Below are 15,630 nucleotides of genomic sequence, written 5' to 3'. Positions count from 1 at the left end.
CGCGACATCTCGGCCGGCTTACTTTTCGACGCCAAACACACCAAAGAGTCCGCCGATCGGCGCGGCCACATGGGACGGAACGAAGAGCGCGCGTGCGTCGATCCCCGCGTGAAGAGCCCCGAAATGAAAGAGGATATCGACGCCGGGGCCGAACGTGAACCTCGGCTCGATCCCCTGGCGCATCACCCCGCCGAGCTGCGCTTCGTCCACAATGAAGAGAGAACCGAGGATGAACCTCGGCCTTACGAGCAGTCGTCCGGCGAGCATCGTTCGATCGTAACCGGTTGCGGCGTGGACGAACACGGACCGTCGGCGCGACCAGTAGACGAGCGTATCGTTCGCGGCCGATTCGATGCTGCCGACGTGATACGCCGCGCCGACCTCGACGTGAATCGGCACGCGGAACGTCAGGCCTCCGATGAGCCCGGTCGCCGGCCCGAGGTACGACTGCCCGGTGGTCCACGCCGTGGCATACCCGAGGCGGGCATCGATGCTCCACCGAAGCCGCGCCGGCGGCGCCTCCCCGCGCGCGGCCGGCGCGACCAGGGTGGTCACGAGCGAGACCAGAAGGGCGCACCTCAATCGTGACACGGCGCCGCGCCCTCGTCGGTAAACGAGCCGCCCGAGACCGGTACGAATCGCCAGGCGTATCCTTCCGACCGGAGCTCGAGCCGAAGCACGCCGAGCGTATCGGTATTCCGTATCTCGCTCCCCGCGTGAACCTCGAAGGCGGCGTGCAGCGGCACCTTGCCACCGGTGCCGACAACGAACCCGCGCATTCCCCGCACGACGTCGACCTGGCCGTCGGCGTCCATGGGCGCGAAACGCTCGTAAAGGTGCGCGTGGCCGGCGAGGACGACGTCGACGCCGGCATCCTGCAAAATACGCCACGAATCCCGCATGGAATCGGCGCTCCCGTGCTCGCCGGAGGTGAACCGCGCGTGGTGCCACATCGCGAGTGTGCAGCGCGACGGGTGCGCCGCGAGGTCTTCTTTGAGCCAGCGCATCTGCGGGGAGTCCGGCCCGCAACCGCCGAAATCATCGGGGACCGAGGAAGGGACGTCGAGGTCGCCGCCGCAATTGGAGTTCAGCATCACGACGTGCCAGGCTCCGATGTCGAAGCTCGCGCGCCCCTCGAAAGGCGCCCCCGCGCCGCCGCAGAAATAAGCGAAGAACGGCCCGGCACGCGGCGCGTGGTACTCGTGGTTGCCCACGACCGCGCGCGTGATTGGGCGAAACTTGCCCCAGCTCGGGTGATAACAATCGAGAAACTCGTCGAGCGCGCCGTTCGGATACGTGGTGTCGCCGAGCGTGAACACCGCGTCCGGCCCGATTTGCTCGACGAGCGCCGCTGTCTCCTCCTGCCGCCCCCCGGGACACTCGGCGATATCACCCGCCGCGACGATCACGGCGGCGGCGGGATCCTTCAACATCACGGGGAGAGCGGGGGATTCGTCGCACGGCGGGAGCTCTCGGGGGCGCGTGCACGTGGAAAGGCAAACCGCCGCGAGGGCAAGCGCGCTGAGGGCACGAACCGAAGCGCTCCCATTCATTCGCTCACGTGCTCCCGCGGACCCTCATTCCTTCCAGCGCTCGGCGAGCTCCGGCAGCACGGTCACGGACATTTGCACGAGGTGCGCCATGTGCTGATCGGGTGTTTGTCCCGAATAACCACGCACGTGCAACCCGCCTTTTTTGCCTTCCGTCGTCTGCTCGAGCCTCGTCTCCTGCGCCCCTTTGTTGAACGCGGCGAGCGCCGTCTTCGTGGTCACGCGCGGCGGCGTCGCCTGCGCCGGGGCTCGCTCGGCGCCCACCTCGCGCAGGAGCGCGTCCGCGCTCTCCGCCGAACTCGCGTACTCCGTGCCGCCGATGTTCGAGTGCGTGATTGTGAAGAGCCGCTTTCCCTCGGACGCGAGCTTCGCGAATCGCAAGAACGGCGAGAGCCGGACGGGGTCGACCGTCTTCGCTTTCGGGTCGAGGTACGCGGCGTGGATCCCGTCGAGCACCAGTACCGAATCGATTCGCTCGACGTTCTTCGTGATGTCGAGCAGCTTCGCGAGCGCCCCATACCCCGCGCTCCACGAGCCAAGCGCCACGCGCCGCACCCTGGCGTCGCGCAGGCCTTGTTTTTTCGCTGTGTCCTGGATCTTCTCGATCGTCTGGTCGAGTACGCCCACGACCGAGTACTTGTCCTCGTACGGCCCCGAGCCATTGCCCAGGTTCACGGTGTACACGAGCGCGTTCAGCCCGGCCGAGGTGGCGCTCTCCTCGACGAGGTTCGTATTGCCGTGGAAATGCATGTACAGGTCGAACGCGCCGTCGTCCGAGCGGAATTTCGGCGGGACGTGCAGGAGCCCGCCGTTCACGAAGACGTGGCCCTCGCGCTTCAGCTTGAAATCGGCGCGCTGCTCGGGCGGCAGCTCCGGCTTGGGCGGGAGCTTCGGCGGCGGCAGGTGGTTGGCGTGGAGCAACTCGCCGGGACCCCCGGTCGTCGCCGCGAGGATACCCGTGATCGCGGACCCGAGCGCGAGCGAGCCGACCACGCCTCCGATCAGCGCGAGGCGCGCTCGTTGCGAAAGGGCGGGCGGCGCGGAGGCGTCCCTCCGCGATCGGACGAGCCAGAATGCCGCGCCCGCGAGCAGCACCGCCGCGAGCGTGATTGTCCCGAAAAACGCGCCGAGCACCCGCAACGCGCCGACGTTCGTGACCACGAGCAGCACGATCGAGAGGACGGCGGCGAGGGCCGCGACGAGGGCTACGTGCTCGAATCCGAGCGCCTTCGAGCCGCTCACTCTCACGGAGCCGAGGAGCGTCGACGCGCACGCGGCGAGCTCCGCGGGGATCGCGCTTTCTGTAGGCGCCGGCTTCGGGGGCGGTGGCGGAATGACGGCCGGGGCCTCGGGCTCGGCGGTCACCGTTGCAGCCAATCCGTCGGAGGCCACTTGCGGAAGATCCTCGGACGCGGCGGGCGCCGTAGTTTCGACCGACGGAGCCGCGGGCACGGTCACTTCGAGGGTTTTGGGCGCGACGGCCGGGGGCTCGGGAGCCGGAGGATCAACGGGGACGGTCGCCGCGAGCGCGTCGGCCTTTTCCGGTGCATTCGCGGTGGGCTCCGGCGGCGCGGTGCGGATCAACGTCGGCCCGTCGAGGACCGGCGGCGCTGTGGGGGCCGGCAAAGCGTTCGTCGCTGTGGTCGGCGCGGGCTCCTGCGCGAACTCCTTGGGGGCCGGCTCCGGCGCGGCGGGCCGCTGCGCGCCGGTGACGATCGGCAGCGGGCCTCCATTCGGCGGCAGCAGGATGGTATCCACTTGCCCGGCCAGCGAACTGGGCTTCTTCGCGGGCGCTTTCGCCTCGGCGGGCGGCGGCGGCGCTTCGGCGTCGACCACGCCGGAGACCTTGATCGCTGGCAAGGTCTGGTCGCGCGGAATCGCGTCGATCGGCACGAAGCTCTTTGCGCAACGCGGGCACGTCGTCTGCACGCGTAATGCTTCAGTCTCGATGGATAACTTCTGACCGCAGAAGGGGCAGTACAGTTGGATCGCTGCCATGTCGTCCGACGACCGAGGCTATCCGAAGAGTCCGCCGGGCAAAAGCGGAGACTCGATGCTCGGATCGTGCGACATCAAACGATCGTGGTGGGTTTTTCCGATGGCTACGTAACTTGCGTCAGGATTCGCCCGACCCGCCGATCGCGGTCCCGGGCGAGCGAGTTGATTCGATCGGTGAGGACGGGCCCAGCGTGTGCTGCACCTCGTCCGCGACTGCCGCGGGACAAAAGGGGCCGACCATGGGCTTCCCACCCTGGCGCGGACGCCAAGCATTCATTTCGCAGGACCTTCTCGAAGACGAAGCCGACGAATCCATCGCCACCAGAAAATGACCGATATATCAAGCCTCTTCCCATATCTTCCGATATGGGAAGCGTCGTGAGCACGGGCGCGCACGTTCGAACCATCTTCTCCCAGGTCGACCTCGCCTTTCGAAGGGAATCGCCGTACGATGCGCGCGCACTGCATCACGCAGAAACTTTCTTAACCACGAGGTCATTCATGAATGCTCCGCAGGACTTCCGCCGGAACCTCGCGCGCCGGCTGGTCGCGCTCGTCGCCGCCGCGCTCCCCGCCACGGTGGGCGTGCTCTCGGGCTGCGTCGTCCAAGAATCCAGCGGCGGTCCTTGCGGACAGCCGGCCGAGAAGCGGGCGTGTTTTGCTTGGCCCGAGGCATCCCAGGGAACCGGCGGAAGCGGAGGCGCTGGCGGAAGCGGAGGCGCTGGCGGCGCTGGCGGCGCGGGTGGAGCCGCCCCCGTGATGTGTCCTTCGCAGGCCGAGGCCAAGGCCACCCTTGATGATTCCTTCGGCATGTACACCATGAAATCGGATGGCACATTCGAGAATGGCCAGTGTTGCTACGATACGGTGTTCCAGCCCCGGTGCCTCGGCGGTCGTCCCTTCCTCGTGAATGAGGTTCCCCGCACAGCCGCACCCGTCCGCGGCGCCTTCGCTTCCGGCGCTCGCAGCCCGGAGGCGATGGCTCCGAACATCGACGATCTCTCCGCCGACGAGCGCGCGCTGCTCGCGGCTGCGTGGACGCGGGACGGGCTCTTCGAGCACGCCTCCGTGGCCTCGTTCGGGCGGTTTGCCCTGGAACTGCTCGCCGTGGGCGCCCCGGCGGACCTCGTGGCGCGGGCGCATCAGGCCGCGCAGGACGAGGTGCGCCATGCGGAGCTGTGTTTTGCGCTCGCCTCGAATTACGCGAGCGAGGTTACGGCCCCGGGGCCCTTTCCCTTCGAGGGGCGTATCGAAATCAGCGCCGATCTCGCCTCGGTCGCCGCCCGCGCCGCGCGGGAAGGTTGTATTGGAGAGACAATCGCCGCGGCCGTCGGCGCCGAGCAGCTCGCGTCCGCCACGGATCCGGCCGTGCACGCGGTCCTCAGGCTCATCGTCGAGGACGAGGCGCGTCACGCCGAGCTCGCGTGGCGCACGGTGGCCTGGGCCGTTCGCGTGGGCGGCGAGGCCGTGCGCGCGGCCGTCGTCGAGGTCTTCGCGGCGCTCGGACAAGGCGCGGCCGGGGAGCGAACGCCCAGCGATCCGCGCCTCGCGGCACACGGACGGCTCGGCGAGGCCGAAGCGAAGGAGGCCGCTCGGCGCGCGACGGTCGAGATCGTTTTGCCCGCGGCGCGTCTCTTCCTGGAGCGGCTCGGGGGCGGTGAGATTCGCGCGGAGGCTTGACGGAGCGCGCCGATCGCTCGAAAAGAGGGCGAATGGCTCCCGCCGATCGCCCCGCCGAACCCGCCGCGCCCGCGCCGCCGGAGAGCCGCGTGAAGGTCGTTCTCCGCGTCGTGCTCGCCCTGGCCATGACGGGCGTGGGCATCCTGCATTTCGTGTCCCCCGCGCCGTTCGTGCAAATCGTCCCCGCGGCCCTGCCCGCGCCGCTCGCGCTCGTGTACGTGAGCGGAGTCGCCGAGATCGCGGGCGGCGTGGGCCTGCTCGTCCCGCGGCTCCGGCGCGCGGCGGGCATCGGACTCATCGCGCTTTACGTCGCGGTGTTCCCCGCGAACATCAACATGGCGATCCACGAGATCCAGGTCGGCGACGACCCCGTGCCCGCATGGGCGTTATGGGCGCGGCTCCCGTTTCAGCTCGTTTTCATCGCCTGGGCGTACTGGGTCGGCGTTCGTTCGCGTCCGGGGCGCGTGTAGCGCTCACCGGGGCCCGAGCCCGAGCTTCTTGCGCAGCCGCGGCGTCTCGCGCTCCCGCACGGCAATACACTGATTCGCCTGCTCTTCGAGCGCCTGGAGCTTCCGCGGGTTCACGGAAGCCGTCTCGAAGATCGCCTTGAAGACCTTCAGCGCGTCGTCTCGCGTCACCGGATCACACGCCTCGCCCACGGCGCTCGAGAGTTCGAGCAAGAGCCCTCCGCCGAACCGCGGGGCGAGATCGGGGCCGCGCGCGCGGATCCACCCGAGCGACGTGGACAACGTCTCCGGCGCGCGCGCCGATTCATGGAACGCACGGGCAAACTCGTGCGCCCGGAGCTCTCCGGCCCGCGCGATGTCGAGGCCCCGACCGAGCTCCGCTGGATCGCCGATCCTCCCGATCGCCCGCGCCGCGATGACCCGCTCCTCCGGCGTCGCCGCCAGGCGCACCGCGTCCCGCAGCGCTTGCAGCCGCTCGTCGCCCCCGGTCCGTGCGGCCACGAGCAACGCGACGGCCGTCGTGTCCGCGTCGATCGCGCGTGGATCGTCGAGGTACGCCGTCGCGCGCGAGGCCGCTTGCCGCAGCGTCCACGGGTCCTCCGCGAGCACGCCGAGCGCTTCGAGCACGGCCACACGCGCGAGGCGCGTCGCGTCGTCGTCCTGCTTGCGCGTCGCCCACCCGAGCTCCTTGCCGAGTGGCAGGAACAGCGCGCCGACGAAACGCCCGAGCGCCTCGCGAGCCCCCGAGTCCGGCAGCACCACGCGGATCCAGCGCAGGCTCTCCGTCATCTCGGCGAGCACCGCGGGGTTCCGCTCGCCACGGAGCGACGAGAGAAGCTCGAGCAGCGCATCCGCACCGAGCTCCCCGCTGCGCACGAGCGCGAGTGCGTTCGCCACGAGGCCCACGCGTTCCGTCGGCGAGAGCTTCTTCGCGACCTTCACGAGCGCGTCCCACGAGGCGCGCGGCAGCGTGAACCGGTAGTAGCCGCGTTCGTCCGCGTTCGGATGAATCCACGCCGGGCAGCCACGCCGCGGGAGCTCCAGCACCAGGCGATCGGAGAGCAGCCCGCACACGGGCGCCGTCCCGCCCTCGTACGCGACGCACGCGGGCACGACGAACGCCTGCGCCTGCTCGCCACCTGCGCCCGCCCGCGAGGCCGGCGACGTGAGCGCGAGCGAGACGCGGGGCGGTTTGTCTGCATCGCAGGCGAGCTCGGCACGCACGAAGGGCACGCCCGTGCGTTCGAGGAACGGGCGCGCCACGGCCGCGACGTCCTTGCCCGACGCATCGGCGAGCGCCGCGAGCAGGACGTCCGTCGAGGCCGTGCCGTGCGCGTGCGCGGACGTGTGCGCCGCGAGGCCCTTCCGCATCACGTCTTCTCCGAGCCAGCCTTCGAGCATCCGGACGAGGCTCGCGCCCTTCTCGTAGGTGATCGCGTCGAAGATCTCCTCGGCGTCCTCTGTGCTCACCACGGGCGCGCGCACGGCCCGCGACGAGGGCAGCTCGTCGAGCTTCATCGCGAGGTGTTTGTCGCGAACGCCGAACGCGGCGGCGCCTGTGTCCTTCGTGATCGTGTCCACGACCTTCGCCGTCATCCACGTCGCGAGGCCCTCGTTGAGCCAGAGATCGTCCCACCACGGCGGCCCCACGAGGTTGCCGAACCACTGGTGCGCAAGCTCGTGCGCCACGATCGACGCCATCTCCTGCTTCCCTTGCGCCGAGGCCACGTCCGGATCGAGCAGCGCCAGATCCTCGCGGAACGTCACGAGCCCCGGGTGCTCCATCGCCGCGGCCATGAGGTCCGGCACGGCCACGAGATCGAGCTTCTTGTACGGATACTCCCGACCGAAGAAGCCCGCGAGCACGGCGAGCTCACGCGCCGCCGTGTCGAGCACGAGCTCGCCGAGCTTCGACTTGCCGCGCGTCGTGACGATCCGCAGCTTGATCGGATCCTTTGGACCCCCAACGGTCGTCTTCGCCTCGCGGATCTCGAACGGCCCTACCGCGAGCGCGACGAGGTACGTCGGGAGCGGCTCCGTCGTGGCGAACGTGAACGTCTCGTGCGCGGCGTCCGGCGAGGCCGTTCGGCCGGTCTCCGGCGCGTTCGACAGCGCGAGCTGGCCCTTCGGCACCGTCACCTTCACGTCGAACGGCACCTTGAAGCCGGGCTCGTCGAAGCACGGGAAGACCCGCCGCGCGTCGACGGGTTCGAGCTGCGTGAAGGCGTACGACGCGCCCGCGTCCTCGACGCGGAACAGGCCCGCCGTGCCCTCGCCGAAGGGCGCGACGTAGGTGATCTCGATCGACGCGCGTCCCGCGGGCAGCGGCCGATCGAACGAAAGTACGAGCTCGTCCGGCGCCTTGTGCCCCGTGCTCGGCCGCGTCGAGATCCGCGCCGGGTGCCGCTCGCCTCGGACGAGCCCCTGCGCCCGCCGCAGATCGATCTCCGCCGCGTGCAGCACCACGTGCGACGTCGGTCGCGGGATCTCCACGTCGATCGTCACCTCGCCCGTGAAGCGCGGCTCCTTCGGATTCACCCACAACGAGAGCGCGTACCGGAGCGGTCGCGCCGTGTCCGGCAGGCGGCCGTTCGCGAGCGGCGCCGGGGCCTTGGGCGCCTCCGCGGTGGGCTCGCGGGTCGGATCGACGCGGAGCACGGGCACGTTCGGGATGCAGCCCGCGAGGGCGACCACGACGAAGGGCAGAACGAGCCTCGCTCCGCGCGACCAAGCAAGCATCGATCGAACGTTCGCCGCGCGGCGTGGCCCGGTCAAGCGGCAGGCTCCGGCGCGCCCCGGAACCCGAGCGCTCGCGCCTGCGCCGGGCCCGTGTCCTTGCGGCGCCAGAGCACCGCGTCGAGCACGTAATGCGTGGCCTGCGGCAGCGCGAGCAGCGGCACCACGAGCGCCCGCGCCGAGGGGCCGAGCAGCGGCGCCTCGCGCATCCCGCCGAAGAGCGAGGGTCTGTCGTGCCAGACCAGCCGATCCCAGAGCGCCTCCTCGACGAACGCGAGCGCGAGCGCCGCCGCGGCGAACGCGAGCACGCCGCCCGTAGCGATCCGCGCGACGAGCCCCGCGGGCGCTTCCCGCGCCCTCTCCCGCATGTAGGCCCAGAGCAGCGCCATGTACGGGATCCCGTGTACGAGCACGTTCGTCACGGTGAACTGGAAGTCCGAATTCGTCGCGACGATCCCGGAGAACCACGTGAGCGCCGTCGTCGCCACGACGAGGTGTTTGCCCGGGTTCCGCGGCCCGCCGCGCCACGCCACGAACGCGGCGCGCGCGGCGTACGCGACGAGCAGCGCGGCCCATACGATCCCCGCGGGCACGACGAGCGCCGCGAGCCACGGCAGGGTCACGAAGTCGTTCTCGACGAACCACCGGAACGCGCGGGGCAGGTGCGCGTGCCAGTAGAGCAGCGGGAAGCAGGTCGACGCGTAGATCGTGGCGTCGTCGAGCACGCGTCCGAGCTGCGAACGTTCGCCCGCGCGCGCCCGGTAGATCGCCACCCAGCCCGCTTGTTGCCGCACGAAGTGCAGCACCGCCACGTATGCGAGCACGCGCCAGAAGAGCCGCTCGGACGTGGCGTGGAGGCACGCGCCCGCGGCCCAGCACGTGAGCGGCGTGGCGATGTAGAGCGCGCGGCGCTTCCGGAGCTCCTCGCGATCGAAGTACGTCCGGAAGAACGTCGTGTGGACGTGCGCGACGTCGACCGCGAGCACGAACGTGATCCACCCCCAGAGCGGCAGTGCGCCCTCGTCGCTCAGCGCGGGCGCGAGCGCGGCGAGCACGAGCGCGAGCGCCGCGGACCCTCCGAAGACGGCCACGTCGACGCGCGCGCCCCAGATCCAGGGCCCGTTCACGAGGCGCTCGGGACCTCTCCCGTTCCTCCTGCTAGCCGTGGATCGCCGCGGCGATGATCCAGGACAGGCCCAGGATCACCGAGCCGATCACGATCGCCAGCGCGGTGTTCTGGTCCTCCTCGATCTCCTTGCGGATCGAGAACGGCGTCACCTTCGTGATGATGATGAACGCCACGGCGAAGACGACGAGCCCGATCGCGACGAAGATCAGCGTGGCGATGGCGGCCTTGAGCAACTGCGAAATGTCGAGCATCGATGCTCTCCCGAGGGCCCGGAGGGGCCGTGCCGGCAGGGTACGGGAAGATGGGCCCGGCTGGGAAGCCTCGACGTCACGGGCGGAAGCGGCTACGTCCTCGGGCCACCATGGGCATCGCGCGGCTCGGCGACGTCGACATCCATTACGACACCTTCGGCGAGAGCGGCCCGGCCGTGCTGCTCGTGATGGGCCTCGGCTCGCGGGGGGACAACTGGACGCCGATTTCGCGGGCCCTCGCCGGACGTGGCTTCCGCGCGATCCAGTTCGACAACCGCGACGTCGGCCGTTCTTCGCGTGTCTCCGGCGGGAGTTACGAGATCGCGGACATGGCCGCAGATGCCGTGGGGCTCCTCGATCACCTCGGGATCCCCGAGGCGCGGCTCGTCGGCATTTCGATGGGCGGCATGATCGCGCAGGAGATCGCCGTGCGTTACCCCGAGCGGCTCTCGCGCCTCGTGCTCCTCGCGACCTCGGCGGGCGGCGACCTCGCGCGGAAGCCCGAAGGTGCGATCCTCTCCGAGCTCACGGCGCTCGCCCGCGGCGGGGATCACGCGGCGGCCGAGGCGCGTCTCGCCTCGTTTTATCGCGCCATCACGGGGCCCGCGTTCGTGCAGAAGTACCCTGAGTTGCTCGACATGGCCATCACCTCCACGCTCGAAGGCGCGCCCGAGGTCGACGGGCTCCTGCGGCAAATCCAGGCGATCAGCAGGTTCTCCGTTTGGGATCGCCTCGGCGATGTCCGCGCGCCGACGCTCGTCCTGCATGGCGATGCCGATCCGCTGATTCCGCACGAAAATGGCGAGCTCCTCGCGCGGCGGATTCCGGGCGCGCGGCTTCGCACGCTGCCCGGCGTGGGGCACCTCGTCCCGCTGGAGGCGCCGCTCGAGACCTACGGGGCGCTGCTCGATTTTCTTGCCTGACGTGGCTCGGCTCGGCTGGGCGGATCGCTGGTCCGTCCCATGCATCGACGGCCTCGCATGGTAGATACACGCACGGATGGGATGTCGGGGTTGGCGTGGGTGGCGATGATCCTCGTGATCGTCGGCGCCCTCAACTGGGCGCTCGTGGGCCTCTTCCAGTGGAACCTCGTGACGGCCCTTTTCGGCGTGGACTCGGCGCTCACGCGCATCGTGTACGTGCTCGTGGGCCTGGCAGGTCTGTATTTGATTTTCCTCTCGACGCGGCTCGTGCAACGGCCAAGAGCTTGACGCAGCGCTGCAGCCCGAATCTCGCGTGATCCTTCACGAAAATTTCTGGACAAGCGAGGGCTGTCCAGGTTCCGATGCCCGACGTTTGCGCGCTGCACGAGGCAGCCCGTGAGGAGGTCGGAGCATGCGTGGTGGGATTCGGGCGATCAGCGGGATCTTGCTCCTCGGGGCGATATTGGTGGCAGCCGCGGGCTGCAGCGATGACCCATCGATCCCCACGACGGGGGGGGCGGGCCAGGGCGGTAGCGCGGGCCAGGGCGGGGCGGGCGGTCAAGGCGGCCAGGGCGGCGACGCGGGCCAAGGCGGTGACGCAGGCCAGGGCGGCCAAGGCGGCCAGGGTGGGGTGGGCGGTCAAGGCGGCACGGGCGGCAGTAGCGCCGTCTGTGGCGACGGCTCGGTCGAGGGCAGCGAGGGGTGTGACGACGGCAATACGGCCGATGCGGACGGCTGCTCGGCGGCGTGCGCCATCGAAGAAGGATGGAGCTGCGCCGGGGAGCCGAGCACGTGCACGACGGGCTGTGGCGACGGGCTGATCGCCGGCATGGAGGCGTGCGACGACGGCAATAAGGCCGATGCAGACGGCTGCTCGGCGGCGTGCACGTTCGAATCCGGCTGGGAGTGCGCGGGGGAGCCGACGGTGTGCACGGACGTGGACGAGTGCGCGCTGAATACGGACAACTGCGACGCGAATGCGAGCTGCACCAACACGCCGGGTTCGTTCGCCTGCGCCTGCAACATGGGATATGCGGGCGACGGCGTCACGTGCATGGAAGTGGACGAGTGCGCGCTGAATACCGATAACTGCGACGCGAACGCGTCCTGCACCAACACGCCCGGCTCGTTCGCCTGCACGTGCAACATGGGCTACGCGGGCGACGGCGTCCTGTGCATGGACGTGGACGAGTGCGCGCTGAATACGGACAACTGCCACGCGAATGCGGCGTGCACGAACCTGCCCGGCACGTTCTCCTGCGCGTGCAACATGGGATACACCGGCGACGGCATCCAGTGCATGGACGTGGACGAGTGCGCGCTGAATACAGACAACTGCCACGCGAATGCGGCGTGTACGAACCAGCCCGGCTCGTTCTCCTGCACGTGCAACATGGGATACACGGGCAATGGTGTCCAGTGCACGGATGTGAACGAGTGTGCCGCCAACACGGACGATTGTGATCCGAACGCGGCGTGCACGAACCAGCCCGGCTCGTTCTCCTGCGCTTGCAATCAGGGTTTCACCGGCAATGGCAAGACGTGCACGTCGGTCTGCGGCGACGGCCTCGTGGTCGCGGGCGAGCCGTGCGACGACGCGGGCACGACATCGGGCGACGGTTGCTCGGCGACCTGCCAGGTCGAGGGCGGCTACACCTGCACGGGTATGCCGAGCGTGTGCACGCCCCTCTGCGGCGACGGGCTCCTCTTGCCCGGCGAGAAATGCGACGACGGGGACGCCATGGGCGGCGACGGTTGCTCGGCGATCTGCAAGGTCGAGCCGTATTTCCGGTGCAAGGGCACCCCGAGCACCTGCGCGCGCATCCGGATCGCGTATGCCCCGTCGATCGCCGACGCCGCTTCGTATCGCACCGCCATTGCGGCGATCACCGGCGGCACGGTGACGTATGTCGATCCCCGCATGTCCACGCCCTCGCTCGCGACCTTGAACACCTATGACTGCGTGCACACCTGGGTCAACGAGGGGTACGCCAACGCGACCACGTTCGGCAACAACCTCGGCGATTTCGTGGACGCGGGCGGCAATGTCGTCCTCGGCGTTTTCTCGACGTACACGAGCAACATCTCGCTCGCGGGCAAGATCATGACCGCGGCGTATTCGCCCGTGGTGTCGCCGACCGGGGAAAACCTCTACACCTCGTCGAGTTATTCGGGCAATGGCACGACGTTCCTGCACAGCGGCGTCTCGGCGTATGCCTCCACCTACCGCGATTACCTCATCCTGCAGGGCGCCGGGATCGTCGACGGCACGTACGCCGACGGCGAGATCGCGCATGCGTACCGTCCCGACTTCAAGGTCGTTTACTCGAACGGCACGGGGCACCCGGGGATGCAGGGCACCGGCGACTGGGCGCGGCTCGTGGCGAACGGCTGCGCGGCTGGCTTCCTCCAGTAAAATGCATTGATTTTGCCTAAGGCCGAGGAGACGATGATCGTCATGGCGACGATCGTTCGAGGGCTCCTCCTCCTCGGCCTCGTTTCAGGCTGCGGCGCGCGCACCGAACTCCCCGTCTGCCAGGTGGAGGGGCAAACACGGGAATGCGAGACCATCTGCGGCAAGGGCGTGGAGACGTGCGTCTTCGGGCGATGGGAGGGCTGCACGGCGCCCCAGCCGTCCTCCACGCTCCCCCTCGGCGTCACGATCCGCGATTTCAGCTCCGCGCACCCTGACTTCGAGGAGGTCTCGATCGGCCTCGATCTCGGGATCGTCCAGACGAACCTCGGCAGCGACGGCAAACCCGTCTACGCGGGCAGCCCCACGACCCCCACGACGAGCGGCAAGGCGAGCTTCGACGAATGGTACCGCGACGTCCCCGGGGTCAATGCCTCGACGCCGTTCGTCCTCGACCTCGCGTCGAGCCCGGACACGCCGGACGTGTATCGCTTCCACGCGCCTGACTTCTTTCCGATCGACGGGCAGCTCCTCGGCAACGAGGGGAATCCGCACAATTTTCATTTCACGCTGGAGATGCAGATTCCGTTTCGGTACGTCGGCGGCGAGTCGCTCACGTTCCGTGGCGACGATGACCTATGGGTCTTCATCAACGACCGGCTCGCCATTGACCTTGGGGGCGTGCACGCGACCGAGAGCCGAACGATCCTCCTCGACGACGCGGCCGAGACCCTCGGGATCACGAAAGGCGAGGTGTTCCCCTTCGCGCTCTTTTTTGCCGAGCGGCACACGTCGGGCTCGAATTTTTATCTGGAGACGACGATCGCCGAGTTCGACATCTGTCCGAAGTGACGGTCAGACCGTCGCCTCGCCCTCGGCCGGCTTCGTCGCGCGTTTCTTCGTTTTCGGCGCCGTGGGCTTCTCGGGTTCGTCCGGGGGAACCTCGGGAGGCGGGGCCTCGCCGCTCAGGATTTGACGCACGATGCGCGTCGCCTCCGTGGCGCGGGATTCGGGGACCATCACCTCGATGGGGACGAACGGGTGGAGGAAACGCGCCATCGTCCGGTACAGGATGCCGCGCAGGAGGACCGGGATCCCCTCGCTGCGAAGGACGGCAGCGACCATGTCCGCGGCGAAGACGCGTTGCTCCGGCCAAACCGAGACGAGCTCGCCTTCGATTTGCAAGCGCGTGCGGATCTCGGCGACGAGGTCGAGGGCGAGCACGGTCACGAGCGGCAGGAAATAGGAGCTCGACCCCGGGCCCACGTCGACGAGCAGCGGCAAGATCACGAAGACGCAGAGTGGCAGGATGCTCATGCGGAGCGCCGCGAGGACCTCGGCGTCCCCCTCGTCGAGCGGGCGGCTCGCGGGCGAGAATTCGCGCACGCGGCGCCAGAGGGCCTCGCGCGCGGTCGGCGTCTGGAATTGCCATCCGAAAACGAGGACGAGCGCCGCCGTGAGGACGAGGTGGACGGCGATCGGCCCGCCCTCACGGCGGAAATACCATGCAATGTCTTCGGAGGGGATCAGGCCGACATTCGACAACGTCATCAGCAGCGCGCCCACCGTCGCGCCCACGAGCGCCGGCGCGATGCCCGAGGCCGGCAGCCGGAGCGGAGGCGGATCCGCCCCCTCCGCGCCGGCGCCTCGGCGATAGGGCTCCGCGCCGGCGGCTCTCGTGCGCACGCGTTCGTCCCGCCAAGCAGGCCAGCGCGAGCACGCGATCGTCGTGGCCACGAGCAGCACCGGAATGGCGAGGATGCGGGCGATTTCGGCGACCGTGGGCGGCTCGCGCGTGTTCGTGCCCGAGAGGATCCCATAGAGGCGCTCGCCCTCACCGACGAGCTCCGGGACCAAAAAGAGCAAGGCATATCCGCTGCCGAGACCGCGCCTCGTCACCCACGCCGCGAGCAGCACGAGCAAGCTCATCCCCGCGAGCAGGCTGCCTATCACGACGGCGCTATGATACACGCCGATCTCCGCAAAGTACATCCATGTCGAAATGCCGTAGGCCTGTGCGAGCGCGAGGCCCATGGCGACGAAGATCATCGCGCGCCCGAGTTTTTCGCGGCCCGCAGGCCCCGCGTGCCGGAGCCGGCGCAGGGACGGGACGAGCCAGGCGACGAACTCGACGAGCAGCGCCGCGGCGAGGATCGGCCGCAGGCCGAGCGCAAACACGCTCATGTTGACCAGCGATGTGCCGGGCGGCAGGACGTTCGTATCGACGCCGGGCAGGGGGACGAGCCTCGGACCCGCGATCGCGATGGCGAGCGCGACGACCGTCACCACGATGCGCGACACGAATCCGGGCGGAAGCGGGCGCGCCGCGGGCTCCGTCGCGGGAGCGGCGTAGTAAGCCGGCCCGTCCGCGAGCTCCGCGCCGCAATCGGCGCAGTCCGGTCGATCCACGTCGTATTCGGCCGGCATGCCGGTGTGCTGTCGATGCGAACATGCGACGTTTGGGCAAAACTTCATGACGCCCT

Annotated in this window: 13 protein-coding genes; 6 read left to right on the top strand and 7 right to left on the bottom strand. The window is 69.3% G+C overall.

Annotated elements, in window-relative coordinates; all coding sequences use genetic code 11:
• Positions 1–18: 18 nt before the first annotated feature.
• The 3 genes from POL67_RS43060 to POL67_RS43050 all read right to left on the bottom strand — a co-directional run bounded on the left by POL67_RS43060 (position 19) and on the right by POL67_RS43050 (position 3,548).
• A complete protein-coding gene (locus POL67_RS43060) occupies positions 19–591 on the bottom strand; it encodes a hypothetical protein (RefSeq protein ID WP_271927012.1) in 573 nt (190 codons plus the stop codon).
• Positions 579–1,433, bottom strand: a complete 855-nt coding sequence (locus POL67_RS43055; protein WP_271931001.1) for a metallophosphoesterase family protein — start codon at positions 1,431–1,433, stop codon at positions 579–581. Before POL67_RS43055 ends, POL67_RS43060 begins: the two co-directional genes overlap by 13 nt.
• 144 nt (positions 1,434–1,577) lie before the next feature.
• On the bottom strand, positions 1,578–3,548 hold the full coding sequence (locus POL67_RS43050; protein WP_271927011.1) for a hypothetical protein: 1,971 nt from the start codon (positions 3,546–3,548) through the stop codon (positions 1,578–1,580).
• 501 nt (positions 3,549–4,049) lie between these two features.
• Here POL67_RS43050 and POL67_RS43045 point away from each other — a divergent pair.
• Positions 4,050–5,228 (top strand): ferritin-like domain-containing protein, encoded by a 1,179-nt coding sequence (locus POL67_RS43045; RefSeq protein WP_271927010.1) that lies wholly within the window; start codon positions 4,050–4,052, stop codon positions 5,226–5,228.
• A gap of 32 nt (positions 5,229–5,260) precedes the next feature.
• Complete coding sequence (locus tag POL67_RS43040) at positions 5,261–5,698, top strand: DoxX family protein (RefSeq protein WP_271927008.1); 438 nt, start codon at positions 5,261–5,263, stop codon at positions 5,696–5,698.
• A gap of 3 nt (positions 5,699–5,701) precedes the next feature.
• Here the strand turns inward: POL67_RS43040 and POL67_RS43035 are convergent, their stop codons facing one another.
• Genes POL67_RS43035 through POL67_RS43025 form a run of 3 tightly spaced genes read right to left on the bottom strand, consistent with a single transcriptional unit; the run spans position 5,702 to position 9,811 of the window.
• Positions 5,702–8,434: a M1 family metallopeptidase gene (locus tag POL67_RS43035; RefSeq protein ID WP_271927006.1), complete on the bottom strand. Its 2,733-nt coding sequence runs from the start codon at positions 8,432–8,434 to the stop codon at positions 5,702–5,704.
• 32 nt (positions 8,435–8,466) lie between these two features.
• Complete coding sequence (locus tag POL67_RS43030; protein WP_271927005.1) at positions 8,467–9,558, bottom strand: hypothetical protein; 1,092 nt, start codon at positions 9,556–9,558, stop codon at positions 8,467–8,469.
• A 31-nt stretch (positions 9,559–9,589) separates the two neighbouring features.
• A complete protein-coding gene (locus POL67_RS43025; protein ID WP_271927003.1) occupies positions 9,590–9,811 on the bottom strand; it encodes a DUF350 domain-containing protein in 222 nt (73 codons plus the stop codon).
• Between the two features lie 110 nt (positions 9,812–9,921).
• Between POL67_RS43025 and POL67_RS43020 the strand changes: the two genes are divergently transcribed.
• The 4 genes from POL67_RS43020 (at position 9,922) to POL67_RS43005 (ending at position 13,999) form a co-directional block, all read left to right on the top strand.
• Positions 9,922–10,734: an alpha/beta fold hydrolase gene (locus tag POL67_RS43020; RefSeq protein ID WP_271927001.1), complete on the top strand. Its 813-nt coding sequence runs from the start codon at positions 9,922–9,924 to the stop codon at positions 10,732–10,734.
• Positions 10,735–10,773: 39 nt separating this feature from the next.
• The gene (locus POL67_RS43015) at positions 10,774–11,022 is read left to right on the top strand and encodes a DUF378 domain-containing protein (RefSeq protein ID WP_271926999.1); all 249 of its coding nucleotides are present in this window, start codon (positions 10,774–10,776) and stop codon (positions 11,020–11,022) included.
• Positions 11,023–11,146: 124 nt separating this feature from the next.
• Positions 11,147–13,150 (top strand): EGF domain-containing protein, encoded by a 2,004-nt coding sequence (locus tag POL67_RS43010; protein ID WP_271926998.1) that lies wholly within the window; start codon positions 11,147–11,149, stop codon positions 13,148–13,150.
• Positions 13,151–13,192: 42 nt separating this feature from the next.
• On the top strand, positions 13,193–13,999 hold the full coding sequence (locus tag POL67_RS43005) for a fibro-slime domain-containing protein (RefSeq protein ID WP_271926996.1): 807 nt from the start codon (positions 13,193–13,195) through the stop codon (positions 13,997–13,999).
• A gap of 3 nt (positions 14,000–14,002) precedes the next feature.
• Here POL67_RS43005 and POL67_RS43000 read toward each other — a convergent pair whose 3' ends face one another.
• Positions 14,003–15,574: a DUF2007 domain-containing protein gene (locus tag POL67_RS43000; protein ID WP_271926994.1), complete on the bottom strand. Its 1,572-nt coding sequence runs from the start codon at positions 15,572–15,574 to the stop codon at positions 14,003–14,005.
• Between the last annotated feature and the right edge of the window lie 56 nt (positions 15,575–15,630).

Source organism: Polyangium mundeleinium (assembly GCF_028369105.1).
Classification (GTDB): domain Bacteria; phylum Myxococcota_A; class Polyangia; order Polyangiales; family Polyangiaceae; genus Polyangium; species Polyangium mundeleinium.
This window is presented reverse-complemented; position numbering and strand designations above follow the sequence as displayed.

Coding starts and splice junctions, on each gene's coding strand:
- POL67_RS43055 (WP_271931001.1), bottom strand. CDS start 1,433: ATGTTGAAGGATCCCGCCGCCGCCGTGATCGTCGCGGCGGGTGATATC.
- POL67_RS43050 (WP_271927011.1), bottom strand. CDS start 3,548: ATGGCAGCGATCCAACTGTACTGCCCCTTCTGCGGTCAGAAGTTATCC.
- POL67_RS43045 (WP_271927010.1), top strand. CDS start 4,050: ATGAATGCTCCGCAGGACTTCCGCCGGAACCTCGCGCGCCGGCTGGTC.
- POL67_RS43040 (WP_271927008.1), top strand. CDS start 5,261: ATGGCTCCCGCCGATCGCCCCGCCGAACCCGCCGCGCCCGCGCCGCCG.
- POL67_RS43035 (WP_271927006.1), bottom strand. CDS start 8,434: ATGCTTGCTTGGTCGCGCGGAGCGAGGCTCGTTCTGCCCTTCGTCGTG.
- POL67_RS43025 (WP_271927003.1), bottom strand. CDS start 9,811: ATGCTCGACATTTCGCAGTTGCTCAAGGCCGCCATCGCCACGCTGATC.
- POL67_RS43020 (WP_271927001.1), top strand. CDS start 9,922: ATGGGCATCGCGCGGCTCGGCGACGTCGACATCCATTACGACACCTTC.
- POL67_RS43015 (WP_271926999.1), top strand. CDS start 10,774: ATGCATCGACGGCCTCGCATGGTAGATACACGCACGGATGGGATGTCG.
- POL67_RS43010 (WP_271926998.1), top strand. CDS start 11,147: ATGCGTGGTGGGATTCGGGCGATCAGCGGGATCTTGCTCCTCGGGGCG.
- POL67_RS43005 (WP_271926996.1), top strand. CDS start 13,193: ATGGCGACGATCGTTCGAGGGCTCCTCCTCCTCGGCCTCGTTTCAGGC.
- POL67_RS43000 (WP_271926994.1), bottom strand. CDS start 15,574: ATGCCGGCCGAATACGACGTGGATCGACCGGACTGCGCCGATTGCGGC.